Here is a 15,578-nt window from a genome sequence, read left to right as displayed (position 1 = left end):
GGCTCTTGGCTGTTATTCCGGTGGCGACGACAGGTCTGCCTGAAGCTCTCGAACCAAGTCACATAAAAACGGCTTCCGAGCTGTTTAATCGTCTTTGTTACCGCCCCAAGCCGACCCCAAGGTCACACGAAGGTCACACCATCGCGCCTGTCTTTCCGCTTTTGGATTGATGGCAACGGAAGGGATGTTCGAACGTGAGAAAGACCCGGTCCGGGATGCCATGGGCATGGAGTTGCAGGACAGCGATTTTTCGGAGCGTGGTGCCCCCGCTCGCCCATGGAATGTGGATGCAGGCAGGCGTGCCGGCCAGGGAATAGCATATCTGCTCATTATGCCCGTCACGCCTAATGATATTGGATTGCATGCCGGGCCACCCTAAGACCCGAATAGTTTTGAGGACGAGGGGCGCGCTTTGCCAGTTTCCGATCAGGCCCATGCCGACAGCTATGACTTCATCGTGGTGGGCGCCGGCTCCGCCGGGTGCGCGATCGCCAATCGCCTGTCCGAGGATGGCCGCTATCGGGTGCTGCTGATCGAGGCGGGGCCGCGCGACAACAAGATCAGCATCCATGTGCCGCTGATGGTCGTGAACTTGCTGAAGGATCCGGACGTGATCTGGCCGCTCGTCACCGAGCCGCAGGCCGCGCTGAACAACCGCACGCAGCTCTGGACGCGCGGCCGCATGCTCGGCGGCTCCAGCTCGATCAACGGCAATGTCTATGTGCGCGGCGATCCGGGAGAATTCGACAGTTGGGAAGCGGACGGCCTGCCCGGCTGGGGCTGGAACGAGATGCTCCCCTGGTTCAAGAAGATGGAGAGCTATGCGCCGGGCGACCCGGCCCTGCGCGGGCACAATGGCCCGATCGGTGTCACCAACCTCAAGAATTTCGACGAGCTGGCGGACGGCTATGTGCAGGCCAGCGGCGAGGCCGGGCACACAATCGTCGCGGACTATAATGACGGCCATTATGAAGGCGCGTCCTACCTCCAATATTCGACACGGCGCGGCTGGCGCTCTTCATCGGCGGTCGGTTATCTCAAGCCCGCGCGAGGTCGCCGCAATCTGGACGTGCTGGTCGATACGCTGGTCGCCCGCGTCGTCATCGAGGACCGCATCGCGACCGGCGTCGAGATACTGCGCGGCAATGAGCGCGTGCGGATCGCCGCGACGCGGGAAGTCATCATCGCCGCCGGCCCGGTCAATTCGCCCAAGATATTGGAGCTCTCCGGCATCGGCCGCAGCGAAATCCTGAAAGAGCATGGCATCGAGGTGGTGCAGGAGCTGCGCGGCGTCGGCGAGAATCTGCGCGATCACCCCAACACGCGCCTCACCTTCGAATGCACCAAGCCGATCACCATCAACGACGTGCTGCAGCGCCCGACCGTCAAGGTGAAGGAAGCGCTCAAATGGGGCCTGTTTGGGAAAGGCCTGCTGTCGATCTGCTCGGCCGTGGCGCACACCGTGATGCGCAGCTCACCCGACGAGCCGCGCCCGGACCTCAAGCTCCAGCTCCAGCCCTTCTCCGGCAAGGACCGCTATGCGCGCCGCCCGCAGGATGGACTCGATGCGCATAGCGGCTTCACCATCGGCGTCATGGGCCTGCGCCCGCGCTCGGCCGGCTGGACGCACATCGCCTCGGCCGACCCGACGGTGCAGGCGAAGATAGACCCCAAATATCTGGACGATCCGCACGATGCCAACGTGCTGATGGCCGGCATCAAGGAAGTGCGCAAGATCGCCAGCCACCCCGCCCTCGCCCGCATGATCGTGCAGGAGACGCGGCCCGGCCCCGGCGTTGCGAGCGACGAGGAAATCCTCGCCTATATCCGCGAGACGACGCAGACCACCTGGCACATCGTGGGCAGCTGCAAGGCCGGGACCGATCCTGACGCGGTGGTCGATCCGGATCTGCGGGTGCGCGGCATCAGCGGCCTGCGCGTCATGGACAGCTCGATCTTCCCGACCATCCCCTCGTCCAACACCAATGCGCCGACCATTGCACTCGGCGAGCGTGGCGCGCAGATGGTGCTGGAAAGCTGGCGCAATGACCTGAAGGCGGCATCCTGATGAAGATCGACCGCATCGAGATTTTCGTCACCGAGCTGCCGGTTCGCCTGAAGCGGACCTTCTCCAGCGGCAGCTACGATACCGGCGCGCCGGAGCAACTGCTCGGCAAGCCGGTGCTGGTCAAGATCCATGCCGGCGGCGTCACCGGCGTCGCGCAGATCCGCGCGATCAGCCCCGGCCATTTCGTCGCCGATACGGTGCATAGCCAGGTCGCCGCGATCCGCGACATCTATGGGCCTCTGCTGATCGGCCGGCGCCTTGCGGACTTCGAGGGCCATGATGCGCTGCTGACCTCGCGCCTTGCCGGCAATCCGGCGGCGCGCGCTGTGCTCGACATCGCGCTGCACGATGCGCTGGGCAAGGCGCTCGGCGTGCCCGTGCATGATCTGCTCGGCGGACGCTCGAACGAAAGCATCCCGCTCGAATGGTCGGTGAGCCTCTATGAGGACCCGCAAGGAATGGTCGACGACGCCCTGCGCGCGACGCAGGAATTCGGCATGAAGGTCATCTGCCTCAAGGCCGCCGGAAAGGGCGGCTGGCGGCAGGACGTCCGCAATTTCGAGACCGTGCGCAAGGCCATCGGGCCGGACATCATGATCGGCGTCGATCCCAATACCGGCTGGACGGTCAGCGACAGCATTCTCGCGCTCAATGCCATGCGCGACATGGACGTCGGCTATTGCGAGCAACCGGTCGAGCGCAGGAATTTGCGCGGCATGGCGGAGATACGCCGTCAGGCGGCGGGCGTCCCCATGATGGTCGACGAAGCCCTGTTCACCGTGCAGGACGCCGCACAGATCGTCGAGGCGGGCGCGGCCGACGTGTTCTGCATCAAGCTCTACAAGGTCGGCGGCCTGCTCAACGCGCGCCGCATGGCCGCGATCGCGCAGGCCAACGACATCGGCATCAACAGTGGTGGCCTCGCCGTCGCGTCCGGGTTCGAGGCGGCGGCCGCCGCGCATTATTGCGCGTCGATCCCGGCCGGGCGCACTTTCGGCGCGGCCGAGTTCGTCTTCGGCGCCGGTGTGCTCGGCGACGATCCGCTGGTCGCCGAGGGCAATTTCCGGATCGTGGACGGCACCGTCGCGGTACCGACCGGGCCGGGCCTTGGCCTCGTGCTCGACGAGGACGCGCTGAAGCGCATGACCCTCAGTCACAGCGTCGTCACCGGTTAGAGCGAACGTTTCGCTTCCACCGGGACCGGTCAGCCCGAGGCATGTCCGGGCGAGACTCCCTGCGCGCGACGACCATCATTGCTGCCGTCTGGGAACACTCCGTCTTCCACTTTCCGGCTATCGGAACGGTAGCGGCGCGGCCCTGTCCGGAAGCCGGATTTGACGAGACCGGAAGGTAACAACGTTTCGTTGTTACCGTTACCGCTATGCGCTCCGGTGTCGGGGCGACCGGCGCGGATCGGCTTACATCAAATGAGGGTGCATATCGGCAGAGGATCCCGGCGCTTCGAATCGGCGCAATATCGACCTCCAAAAGCTTTCCGCGGAGCGAAAAGTAGCTGCCACATCTCCTGGGTTCAATGTCGCATGATTCCATTGTTTCCACACGCTCATGCGTATTCGATGGCGCAATCCTCGTCTGCCCACTTTCCGCCATGCGGAAGCGGCGCGGCACTATGCACACCACAGGGCGCAGGAGCGCAAATTGATATGCCGGTAACGGAACAATGTCTCGTAAAATGCCATGCCGGCAATTGACTCGAAACGCACCAAAAGATACCGGTATCACACCTGCATCGTATAGGATCGCCAACTTGAGGGCGACAGACGATCGAAGGGGGAGGATTGAAATGACCCACAGGAACTTCGGGCTACTGCTTCGCACATCGAGCGCCGTGTTCGCTCTGGCCGTGACGCTTCATGGCCCGGCCGCTTTCGCACAGACGGAACCTCAAGTCGCGGAACAGGCCGCGGAGGGGATGGCGGAAGACGAGGCCATCGTCGTCACCGGTTCGCGCCTCGGCCGCGTGGGCTATGACGCGCCGACGCCGGTCAACGTGATCGGCGAAGAGCGCATGCAGGACCTCGGCATCTCCAACGTCGCCGAGGCGCTCAACCAGATCCCGTCCTTCCGCGCGATCACCACGCCGGCGTCCAACTCGTTCCGCGTCTCGGGCAATATCGGCGCGCGCAACATGGACTTGCGCGGCCTCGGCGTCACGCGCACGCTGACCCTGATCGACGGCCGGCGCTTCGTGCCCAGCGCCGACAACGGCTCGGTCGACATCAATTCCATCCCCTCGATCCTGGTGCAACGCGCCGAGGTCGTGACCGGCGGCGCCTCGGCCGCCTACGGCGCGGATGCGGTCGCAGGCGTGGTCAACCTGATCCTCGACAAGAAGCTGACCGGCTTCAAGGCGGACATCAGCGGCGGTGTCAGCGAGCGGGGCGATGCGGAGACCTTCTATGCCGCGCTTGCCGGCGGCACGAGCTTCGCGGGCGGTCGCGGCCATGTCGTCGCGGGTATCGAATATTCCAGGGAATGGGGCATGGGCCCGTGCGAAGTGCGCAGCTGGTGCGCGAAATATACCAATTATGTGCCGAACCCCGGCTACAACACCACGACCCGCACCAGCACCAATGGCCTGCCCGCGACGCTCGTGCTCGACAACATCCGCTTCCTCTACAACGACAACGGCATTCTCGCCTCGGCAGTCAAGCCCGGCGCGGGCGGCACCACGATCACGCTCGGGCAGCAGGTGCTCAATGTCGGCGCCACGTCCCTGCCCAATGCGCTGCGCAACAAGATGTTCGATCCGAACGGCAATCTCGTCGACTATCAGATCGGCAATCTGCTGAGCGGCCTGTTCCAGCAGCGAACATCCGACCCGACGCAGCCCTATCTGCTCGGCCTGAGCCCGACCACGTTGATGGTGCCGACCGAGCATGTCTCGGCCATGGCCCATGTCGAATATGAGCTGACCGACACCATCACCTGGTGGGGCGAAGGCATGTACGCCCATGTCTATGGCGGCCCCGCCGTCTCGACGCCTCCGCTGGATGGCCCGGCCAGCCTTGACATCAACAATCCCTATATCTCGGACGCGACGCGCGCCACGATCCTGGCGGCGGACCCGACGATCACCCGGCTCAACGTCAATCATGGCGCGGTGGCGCTCGGCCCGAGCAACGTGGCGTATACGTCGATCGATACCTATCGGTTCGCGGCAGGCCTGAAGGGCGAGTTCGGCGCCAGCTGGAACTGGGACGTCTATTACACCTACGGCCGCGTCAATTCGATGATCGACGACAAGGGCAACCGCCTGCGCGAATGGAACAACGCAATCGACGCCGTGCGTGTGACGGCGGCCAATGTCGGCACGTCCGGCCTTGCGCTCGGCAGCATCGTCTGCCGCACGACGCTCACCGCGCCCACCAATGGCTGCATTCCGATCAATCTGTTCGGCACGATTAGCCCGGCCGCGGCCGCGCGCTACATCGTGCCGGAATGGCAGACCCGCACCTATCGCCAGCATGTCGCGGCGGTGAACCTGCGCGGCTCCCCGTTCAACACCTGGGCCGGCGAAGTGCAGGTCGCGGTCGGCGGCGAGTGGCGGCGCGACACGGCGCGCGGCACAGCCGACGCCAACACGCTGGCCGGCAACTTCATCAATCCGCAGACGACGGCGCTGCCGCTCACCAAGACCGAAGTGGTCGAGGGCTATCTCGAAGCCGGCGTCCCGCTGCTCAAGGACTCGCCGATGGGCGAAGCGCTCGACATCGACGGCGCGATCCGCTTCACCCATTATGACCCGTTCGGCGATGCGACGACGTGGAAAGTCGGCCTCGTCTACACGCCCGTCTCGGACATCACGTTCCGCGTGACACGCTCCCGTGACATTCGCGCGCCCACAGCGCAGGAATCGAGCCCGAACGCCACGCGCATCCAGCTTCCGCTGCCCGATCCGTTCGTGGGCGGCAACACCAACCAGTTCGTCGTGACCGGCGGCAATCCCGGCCTCGAGCTGGAAAAGGGCAACACGTTCACGGCCGGCATGGTGCTGCGTCCGAGCTTCATCAGCGGCCTCAACCTCTCTATCGATTATTATGACATCAAGGTGAGCGGCGCGATCGACGCTCTGACGGGTCCGGCCACCTCGACGGCCTGCAAGAACCTGAACCTCCTCTGTGACAAGATCGTCTTCAACGCCAATGGATCGATCAACACGATCTTCGCGAACTTCCAGAACCTCAGCCAGCTACATGCCGAGGGCCTCGAACTCGTGGCGGATTACCGGTTCGACGCGCTGGGCGGCCGGGTCGATCTCCAGCTCAATGCCAATTATGTCATCGATCTGAGCACGATCGGCGGTACGGGCCTCGTCACGCAACTCGATGACTGGACCGGCAACAACGGCTCGGTGACCAACATCCAGGGTGTGCCGCGCTACAAGATCGACGCGCTGATCGCCTACACGATCGGCAATGTGACCCTGACGACGCAGCACCGCTACATTCCCAGGGGCATCCTCGATCCGACAAAGATCGCCCCCGGCGATCCGGGCTACGACATCAACAATCCGAACAGCGTGAACCTCAACTATGTGGATGCGCGCTACTATCTGAACCTCGCCGCGAAGGTGAAGCTGCCCGATATCGGCCTTGGCGGCGATTTCGAGATCTACGGCAGCATCAACAACGTGTTCGACAAGGATGAGCCCTCGACGCTCCGCCTGTTCGGCAACGCGCTCCACTTCGATCCGGTGGGCCGCGCTTACAAACTCGGCATCCGGGCGAAATTCTAGGGGGCCGCACCGTCATGCCGTGACCGGGCCGGTCGAGCGCCAGAAAGCGCCGACCGGCCGACATGGGAGCCCTTCGGCACACTCTCCCAGGCCCGCTCGTCGATCCCTCGACGGGCGGGTTTGTCATGCGAGGAGGATCAAAGTTCCTCGTCGTCCCCCGCCGGCTGCTCATCCGGAACGGAGCCTGTCCGTTCCTCACCACTCCCTTGAAACTCCCGCACCGCCTTCTTCACCCGGAACGGCGTCAGCGAGGGTGCGACCGAGTGGATGAAGTCGAGCAGGAACGGCCGCAAATATGTGTTGGGTCGCAGCGAGACGGCAATGGTGCTGGAGGGCAGCAAATGACTCGCATCGCGCACGCCGATGCCGGTGTCGCGATCCTTGTCGTAGGTCATGGCCGCGAGGATGCCGATGCCGAGGCCCATTTCGACATAGGTCTTGCACACATCAGCATCGATGCCGCTCATCACGATCTTGGGTTCGAGCTCGGCGTCGGCGAAGGCCTTGAGCACTTTCCAGCGCCCCGAATAACGCGCGTCATAGGTGATGATCGGATATCTGGCGATCTCCGCGAGGGTCAGCTCCGGCACGGTCAGGATCGGATGGCCAAGCGGCGCGACGATGCAGCGCTGCAATTCCCAGCAGGGCAGCTTCACCAGATCGGGGAAGCCGCGCCGTGTCTCCGTGCCGATCGCGATGTCGGCATGCCCGGCATCGACCAAAGCGCAGATTTCCTCCGGGTCGCCCTGCTTCATGACCAGCTTCACGTCCGGATATTTGGCGATGAACCGCTCCACCACCTTGGGCAGAACATAACGCGCCTGTGTATGCGTCGTGGCGATCGTGAAGACGCCGCGATTGCCGGAATACATGTCTTCCTTCAGTGTCTTGATCGCCGCCACATCGGTGCCGATGCGCTGGCTGATCTGGAAGACGATATTGCCCGGCTCGGTGAGCGCGATGATGCGGTTCCGCGTGCGCTGGAAGATCTCGAATCCCAGCTCCTGCTCCAGCAGCTGGATCTGCCGGCTGACGCCCGGCTGCGATGTATTCAGCGCCTCCGCGGCGGCCGACAGATGGTTTCCGTGGCGCACGATTTCGACGACATATCGCAATTGCTGCAGCTTCACCCGACACCTCTCACCATGCGATTAGGCCATGCCAGCATGCCGTAATATTTCGTGCGTGCATAGCGGGATGCCCTATTTTGCCGTTGTCCGAACGTAAACGGGCAGGCGGAAGCAACTCTTGCACTGCCATGCCCTCGCGCGGCGACATTGGGGCAGCGCGCGTCCGCACGCTACGAAACAAGGGAAAGTTCATGGCCGGAGTGGAAGCCGCAAGCTGGGATGTCATCGTCGTGGGCGGCGGAAATGCGGCACTGTGCGCGGCGATCAACGCCGCCAACGCCGGCTCGCGCGTGCTGGTGCTGGAGCGCTCGCCGATCGAGGAGCGCGGCGGCAACACGGCCTATACCGATGGCCTGATGCGCACCGTCTATGAAGGCGCCGACGACATCCGCGCTTATTGCCCGGACCTGACCGACGACGAGGTCGCGGTCAGCGATTTCGGCGCCTACACCGAATCCGACTTCTTCGAGGATATGGCGCGGATCACGCAGTACCGCACCGATCCGGACCTGTGCGAAATCCTCGTCACGCGCAGCAAGGAGACGATCCTGTGGATGCGCGATCAGGGCGTACGCTTCTTTCCCAATTTCGGCCGGCAGGCCTATCGGATCAACGGCCGCTTCGTCTTCTGGGGCGGCGCGACGATCGCCGTTCAGGCCGGCGGGCCTGGCCTTGTCGAGGCGCTCTACCGCGCGGCCGAGAAGCGCGGCATCGAAATCCGTTACGAAAGCTGGGTGCGTGATCTGGTCTATGAGGATGGCGCCGTGAAGGGCGTCGTCGTCGCGCTGACCGACGGCAGCAATGAGACCATTCTGGCGCCGTCCGTCGTGCTCGCCTGTGGCGGGTTCGAGGGCAATGCCGAGATGCGCGCGCGCTATCTCGGCCCCGGCTGGGACCTCGCCAAGGTGCGTGGCTCCAAGTACAACACCGGCGACGGCCTTTCGATGGCGCTCAAGATCGGCGCCAAGCCGTTCGGTCACTGGTCGGGCTGCCATGCCGTCTCGTGGGAGCGCTACGCCTCCGACTTCGGTGATCTCGCCATCACGCCCCAATATCAGCGCCACAGCTATCCGCTCTGCGTGATGGTCAACCAGCTCGGCAAGCGCTTCGTCGACGAGGGCGCCGACTTCCGCAATTACACCTACGCCAAATATGGCCATGCCGTGCTGGCGCAGCCCGGTCAGGTCGCCTGGCAGATCTATGACAGCAAGGTCGTCCATCTGCTGCGCGACGAATATCGCACGCGCAACGTCACCAAGATCAGCGCGAACACGCTGGAGGAACTGGCTGACAAGCTGGACGAAGTCGACAAGACCCAGCTCCTCGCCACGATCGCCGAGTTCAACGCTTCGGTGAACACCGACGCGACGTTCGACCCCAATATCAAGGACGGCCGCAACGCCACCAGCAATGGCGTGGTGCGCAGCAACTGGGCGAACACGATCGATACCGGCCCGTTCGAGGCCTATGCCGTGACGTGCGGCGTCACCTTCACTTTCGGCGGCCTGCGCATCACGACCGAGGGCGAAGCGCTCGACGTCAATGATCGCGTCATCCCCGGCCTGTTCATCGCCGGCGAGATGGTCGGCGGCATCTTCTACTTCAATTATCCCGGCGCCAGCGGCCTCACCAGTGGCGCGGTCTTCGGCCGTCTCGCGGGCGGCACTGCCGCTGCCTATGCCCGCAAGCTCCAGCCGCAAGCCGTCACCGCGGCCTGATCCCTTTTCCAAGCCTTCAATCAGAGAGTCGATCCATGAACGCACCTGCCGACATCACTGTCCCCAACACCACGCGCGAGGTCGCCGAATTCGGCGCGTCCCTGCAGTTCAAGGATCTGCCGGCGGACCTGCTGACCAATGCCAAGCAGTGCATTCGCGACAGCCTGGGCTGCGGTGCTTATGGTGCCCCTCAGCCCTGGACGCAGTCGGTCGCGCGCGTGGTCGCCTCGCTCGGGCAGAAGCAGGGCGCCAGCGCCTGGGGCATGAAGCTCAAGGCCGATCCGCTCGGCGCCGCCTTCATCAACGGCACGGCCGCGCAGGGCTTCGAGCTCGACGACTGCCATGACCAGTCGATGTCGCACTACGGCGCGGGCGTCGTCCCGGCGGTGCTTGCTTCGGCCGAGGGTTTCGGCACATTCTCGGGGCAGGACATCATCCTCGCGACCGTCGCCGGCTATGAGATCGGCACGCGCATCGGCAACACGGTGAGCCCCAGTGCTTTCCATCGCGGCTTCCACCCCTGCGGCCTCACCAGCACGTTCGCCTCGGCCGCGTCGATCGCCAAGATGCTGAACCTCGATGCCGACCAATATGTGAGCGCGCTCGGCCTCGCCGGATCGCAGGCAGCGGGCCTCATGGCGGCGCAGTTCGGCGCGATGGCCAAGCGCTTCCACTCCGGCAAGGCGGCGCAGAACGGCATCATCGCGGCGCTCTCGGCGCGCGAGGGCCTGACCGGCGTGCGCGATGTGCTCGAAGCGCCTTATGGCGGTTTCTGCTCGACCTACTCAGAGAAATACGACTTGAGCTGGGCGACCAATGGCCTCGGCAGCGAGTGGGAGATGCGCAAGAACGGCTTCAAGCAGTATAGCTCGCTTGCCAGCAGCCAGACTTCGGTCGATGCGCTGCGCGGCATCATCAAGCGCGACGGCATTCACGGCAAGGACGTCGCCAAGGTGCGGATCGGCGCGACCAACATGGTCTTCGTCCACTGCGGCTGGCCCTACAAGCCGAACGGCGAGACGATCACCGCGCAGATGAACCTGCCCTTCACCGCGGCGGTCACGCTGCTCGAGGGCAATGCTTTCGTCGATCAATATGTCGACTCCAAGCTCTACGATCCCACGATCATCGATCTCGCCAACCGCATCGAGGTCTATGTCGATCCGGAGCTGGACGCCGGTGGCCCGCACGAGATGCGCGCCGTCCGTGTCGAGGTCATCATGAAGGACGGCTCCAGCCACAAATGGGAGCAGACCTATCGTTCGGGCCATTGGGCGAACCCGATCCCGGAGGAGGATCTGGCCGCCAAGTTCCGCGATCTCGCCTCGCGCGTGCTGACCGACGAGGCCATCGCCGGCATCGAGAAGGTGATCGACAATCTCGAAAACGAGCCCGAGCCGGCGCCGAAGCTCGGTGCGCTGCTCCAGCAGGTGCGCTGATCATGACGCAGAACAACTCTGGGACCTTGGCAGAGACCTTCGCCGATTTCGCCGCCAATTATCCGGGCGCGAAAATGCCAGCGGACGTGCGCGAAGCGGCGCACTGGCACATTGTGGACTCGATCGGCGTCTCCATCGCCGGCGCCAATCCGCAGGAGGAAAGCGGCAAGGCAGCAGCCAAGCTCATCGCCGGCTGGTCGGCGCCCAGCGGCGCGAGCATGCTCGGCCTCGGCGCGAAAGCGCGGCCGGAGCTGGCGGCGATGCTCAACGGCTCGCTCGCGCAGGCGCTGGAAATGGACGACAAGCATGGCTCGTCGCTCGCCCGGCCCGGCTCCACGGTGATCCCGGCGGTGCTGGCGGCGGCGGAAGCCGGTGGCGCGACCATCGCACAGGCGATCGACGCCACGGTGGTCGGCTATGAAGTGATGATCCGGCTCGGCTTCGTCGCCGGCCCGCGCTTCCTGGAGCGCGGCTATCATACCAGCTCGCTGATCGGCTCGTTCGGCGTCGCGGCCGCCATCGGTCGCTTCCGGGGCGTCGCGCCCTCGACCATCGTCGATGCGATGGGCATCAGCGGCACCTTCGCATCGGGCATCCAGGAATCGACCCGCACCGGATCGACCTCCAAGATCCTGCACGGCGGCTGGGGCGCCCATGCCGGCATGCTCGCGACCGATCTGGCGCAAGCCGGCATCAGCGGCCCGTCGAGCGTGTTCGAAGGCAAGTTCGGCTTCTTCGAGACGCATCTGACGCCGATTACCGGCGCGCTGGACTTCGACGGTCCGGCAACCGGCCTGGGCGAGCGCTGGTATATTCCGGACACGGCCTACAAGCCCTATCCCTGCTGCCAGCTGCTCCATGCCTTCGTCGTGGCGGCGCGGGAGATCCTCGCCGAGTTCGCCAAGGACGGCACCAGCATCGACGACATCAGCTCGATCCATTGCGAGCTGGCCGAGCCGGGTCTGACCCTCGTCACCGAGCCGCGTGAGCGCAAGAAGACGCCGCAGACGCCGCATGAAGCGCGCTTCAGCCTGTTCTTCGGCGTCGCCGCGGCGTTCGTCGATGGCGATGTCGGGCTGGAGACCTTCCTGCCTGCCCGCCTCTCCGATCCGGCGATCCTGAAGCTCGCCGCCGTCACCGAGGCGGCGGAAGACCCGCTCAGCGACTATCCGGCGCACTGCCCGGCGCGCCTGACGGTGAAGGCCAGGGGCAAGACCTATTTCAGCCATGTGCCCTATCATCCCGGCTCGCCGGAAGCGGCACTGACGCGCGACGACGTGCTCGACAAATTCGAGCGCAACACGCGCTGGCTGCTGGGCGCGGATGCGCGCGCGACCGGCGAAAGGATGGGCGCCATGCCGGAGACGGCCAAGCTCGCCGATCTGCTGGCCTGCGTGTCGCCGGATGCGGCGCTGCGGAAAGCCTCGTGACCTTCGACAAGCTGTTCATCGGCGGCGAATGGCTCAGCTCCGCCTCGGGCGGGGCGATCGCAAGCTTCGACCCCTCGACCGAAGAGGTCTGGACCGATGTCGCGGCCGCCGACGCCGCCGATGTCGACAAGGCGGTGGCGGCAGCGCGCGCGGCGATGGACGGCGCCTGGGGCCGGCGCACCAGCCCCAGCCAGCGCGGCGCGCTGCTCGCAAAGTTCGCCGACCTCGTCCGCCGCGACGCGAAGCTGCTCGCCGAGATCGAGAGCCGCGACAATGGCAAGCCGATCAAGGACACGGTCGGCGAAGTGCAGCGCGCGGCCGACTGGCTGACCTTCTTCGCGGGCGCGGCCGACAAGCTGAATGGCGAGCAGATCCCCTATTCGGTCGATGCGCTCGCCTATACGCGTTACGAGCCGGTCGGCGTGGTGGCCGCCATCCTGCCGTGGAACTCGCCGATCTCGCTCGCCTCATGGAAGCTCGGCCCGGGCCTCGCGGCGGGCAATGCTATGATCCTCAAGCCCTCCGAATATACGCCGGCCAGCATGGTCGCGCTGGCGCGGCTGGTCGAGGAAGCAGGCTTCCCCGCCGGTGTCGTCAACGTGCTGCCGGGCGATGGCAAGGTCGGCGCGCTGCTCGCCGCCCATCCCGGCATCAACAAGATTTCCTTCACCGGCTCACAGGCGACCGCCGCGCGGATCATGCAGAGCGGCGCCGCGACGCTGAAGCGCTGCAGCTTCGAGTGCGGCGGCAAGTCGCCCTTCATCGTCTTCGCCGATGCCGACATCGAGAAGGCGCTGAACATCGCGACGCAGAGCGCCTTCCGCTCGACCGGGCAATCATGTTCCGCGGCCTCGCGCATCTTCGTCGAGCGCTCGATCTACGAAGCCTTTGCGCAGGAACTGGCCGCCCGCGCGCAACGCATCCGCGTCGGCGCGCCGTTCGACGAGAAGACCCATATCGGCCCCCAGACCTCGGCCGACCAGCTGGCCAAGACGCAGAGCTACATCGCCATCGGCCTCGAGGGCGGCTCGCGGCTCCTCGCCGGCGGCAAGCGGCCCGCGCATCTGGAGCGCGGCTATTATGTCGAGCCGACCGTCTTCGCCGACACGGACAATCGCTCGCGCCTCGCGCAGGAGGAGATTTTCGGCCCAGTCACCGCGGTCATGCCGTTCGAGAGCGAGGAAGAAGCGATCGCGCTCGCCAACGACACCAATTATGGCCTCGTGGGCGGACTCTGGACGGCCGATGTCGGCCGCGCGCATCGGGTGGCGGCGCGCATCGAGTCCGGTCTGGTTTCGGTCAACACCTTCCGACCGGTCCACTACATGCTGCCTTATGGCGGCTACAAGATGAGCGGCATCGGAAGAGAGAATGGCTTCGACGCGATGCGCGCCTTCACCGAAGTGAAGACCGTGGTCGTCGATCTCTCGACCGCCCCGCCGGCGGACCCCTTCCCGCTCTAAATCCGCGCAAGGGACAGGCGACCCCAGCAAAACCGCCGATCTCCATTGCATTTTGGCGGCGGACCCGGCATCGAATGGGTCGATGCCTCTTCCAAGCACCTGGAGCCAGACCGGCGAATATTTCATTCCGTATCGGCTGCTGCTGCTGGCGCGGATGATCGAGCGGGACACTGCGCGCGATCTTGCCGCGTCGTGCGGCCTGTCCATGGCGGAATGGCAAGTGCTGGCCCTTGCCTGCACATATGCCAATGTGAGCGCCGCCGATGTCTCCGCCACCTTCGGGACGGACTCGGCGCAAGTGAGCCGGACGGTCGTGCGCATGATCGCCGCCGACATCGTCAAGCGCGACTATGATCGCAACAGCCGCAAGCAGAAGAAGATCACCGCCACGGAAAAGGGCGTCGCCCTGTTCGAGCGTGGGCGAGCCGTCAGGCAGGAATATTATTCCTGGATCCTGCAAGATCTGACGCCTGAGGAGCGCCAGCATTTCGACACGGTGATCAAGACCGTCGCCATGCGTGTGGACGAGCGGCGCCAGGACGCGGACTGACCCCGCCTGCCACGCTCAGAAGGGCGACATGGTGAAGCCGATCCAGCGCCCGAATGCGACCACGCACACCCAGATCAGCAGCGACAGGCCACCGGCGATCCTCCCCGCCGTCGGTACCGGCGCGTCCTTATCCCAGGCCGCGATCCCCCGCATCGTCACGAAGTGGAAGATCAGCATGTTGAGGCCCGCTGCGGCAATCAGCAGCAGTTTCATGCGGAACGAGAAATTGCCGGCATAGGTGACCGGCTGCGAGGTGAAGAGCAGGCTGCCGGTGACGACCGCCATCAGGAACGCGATCCAGGTCGCCGGCAGCAGCGAGCGGCTCATGCGCGTCACCGCATAGCTCATCCCCGCAAGCCCGAGCAGGCGCAGGTCCACGATCATGATGACGCCGAACACCGCCGTGATGGCAATGACGTGCAACGTCTCGACCGCCGGAAAGGCATAGGGATTCACTGCCATGAAATCCCCGATGGCGCTCGACCCGATGGCTTCAAACAATTCGTTCATCGACTTTCCTCCGGGTCAGTCAGGAGTAGGCGATCCACCGCCCACAGGCGATGATCGCGAGCCAGAGCAGGATGAGCAGCACGGCCAGCAGGCGCAGACTCATCGCCGCCCTGGCGTCGGGCCGGTCCAGCCGCTTCATGCCTCCAGCGAGCGGCATCAGCACGATGATCGCGCCGATCAGCAGCCCCATCTTGAGCTGGAACGTGAAGTTGAGCAGCGAGCGGCCCGGCTCGCCCACGATCAGCAGGCTGCCCGACAGCAGCAACACGACCAGCCCGAGGCCGATCCAGCCGCCGAGCCGCCGCTGCCATTGCGCGGGCGACCAGTCCGTGCCCGCGAGGCGCAGCATGCGCAGCGCCAGCACGAGCGACGAGCCGAACACGGCGGCGATCGCCAGCAGATGGACGGTCTGCACCGTCGGCACCACCCATTCGACGGTCTGCACCGTTTGGTGAAGGCGCGTCGTCTCGATCCAGGCGCTCAGCCCTTCTAGCCATTCTATCATGGTCTG

The 15,578-nt window shown here is 65.0% G+C and carries 11 protein-coding genes; 8 read left to right on the top strand and 3 right to left on the bottom strand.

The genetic code is table 11. The features are described 5' to 3' along the window. The first annotated feature begins 412 nt into the window (after positions 1-412). From KM135_RS17220 to KM135_RS17210, 3 genes are all read left to right on the top strand, one after another. Complete coding sequence (locus KM135_RS17220; RefSeq protein WP_221715279.1) at positions 413-2,068, top strand: GMC family oxidoreductase; 1,656 nt, start codon at positions 413-415, stop codon at positions 2,066-2,068. Beyond that, the gene (locus tag KM135_RS17215) at positions 2,068-3,243 is read left to right on the top strand and encodes a mandelate racemase/muconate lactonizing enzyme family protein (RefSeq protein ID WP_221715277.1); all 1,176 of its coding nucleotides are present in this window, start codon (positions 2,068-2,070) and stop codon (positions 3,241-3,243) included. Before KM135_RS17220 ends, KM135_RS17215 begins: the two co-directional genes overlap by 1 nt. Before the next feature lie 629 nt (positions 3,244-3,872). After that, positions 3,873-6,827, top strand: coding sequence for a TonB-dependent receptor plug domain-containing protein (locus KM135_RS17210; RefSeq protein WP_221715275.1), 2,955 nt, complete (start codon positions 3,873-3,875; stop codon positions 6,825-6,827). Positions 6,828-6,964: 137 nt separating this feature from the next. Here the strand turns inward: KM135_RS17210 and KM135_RS17205 are convergent, their stop codons facing one another. After that, complete coding sequence (locus tag KM135_RS17205; RefSeq protein WP_221715274.1) at positions 6,965-7,957, bottom strand: LysR substrate-binding domain-containing protein; 993 nt, start codon at positions 7,955-7,957, stop codon at positions 6,965-6,967. Between the two features lie 191 nt (positions 7,958-8,148). Here KM135_RS17205 and tcuA point away from each other — a divergent pair, with 191 nt between their 5' ends. From tcuA to KM135_RS17180, 5 genes are all read left to right on the top strand, one after another. Next, positions 8,149-9,675 (top strand): FAD-dependent tricarballylate dehydrogenase TcuA, encoded by a 1,527-nt coding sequence (gene tcuA / locus KM135_RS17200; protein ID WP_221715273.1) that lies wholly within the window; start codon positions 8,149-8,151, stop codon positions 9,673-9,675. A 35-nt stretch (positions 9,676-9,710) separates the two neighbouring features. Then, entirely contained in the window at positions 9,711-11,114 is a 1,404-nt protein-coding gene (locus tag KM135_RS17195; RefSeq protein WP_221715272.1) for an MmgE/PrpD family protein, read from the top strand. Positions 11,115-11,140: 26 nt separating this feature from the next. Continuing rightward, positions 11,141-12,544 (top strand): MmgE/PrpD family protein, encoded by a 1,404-nt coding sequence (locus KM135_RS17190; protein WP_221715270.1) that lies wholly within the window; start codon positions 11,141-11,143, stop codon positions 12,542-12,544. Further along, entirely contained in the window at positions 12,541-14,007 is a 1,467-nt protein-coding gene (locus KM135_RS17185) for an aldehyde dehydrogenase family protein (RefSeq protein WP_343228220.1), read from the top strand. Before KM135_RS17190 ends, KM135_RS17185 begins: the two co-directional genes overlap by 4 nt. An 82-nt stretch (positions 14,008-14,089) precedes the next feature. Then, positions 14,090-14,557 (top strand): MarR family winged helix-turn-helix transcriptional regulator, encoded by a 468-nt coding sequence (locus tag KM135_RS17180; RefSeq protein ID WP_221715269.1) that lies wholly within the window; start codon positions 14,090-14,092, stop codon positions 14,555-14,557. A 15-nt stretch (positions 14,558-14,572) separates the two neighbouring features. Here KM135_RS17180 and KM135_RS17175 read toward each other — a convergent pair whose 3' ends face one another. Both KM135_RS17175 and KM135_RS17170 read right to left on the bottom strand, forming a co-directional pair. Next, positions 14,573-15,067, bottom strand: a complete 495-nt coding sequence (locus KM135_RS17175) for a DUF6644 family protein (RefSeq protein ID WP_221715268.1) — start codon at positions 15,065-15,067, stop codon at positions 14,573-14,575. Between the two features lie 19 nt (positions 15,068-15,086). Then, positions 15,087-15,572, bottom strand: a complete 486-nt coding sequence (locus KM135_RS17170) for a DUF6644 family protein (protein WP_221715267.1) — start codon at positions 15,570-15,572, stop codon at positions 15,087-15,089. Positions 15,573-15,578: the final 6 nt, after the last annotated feature.

The organism is Sphingobium xanthum (genome assembly GCF_019737615.1).
GTDB lineage: Bacteria > Pseudomonadota > Alphaproteobacteria > Sphingomonadales > Sphingomonadaceae > Sphingobium > Sphingobium xanthum.
Note: the sequence above shows the minus strand (reverse complement) of the source record. Positions and strands in the feature narration are given on the sequence as shown.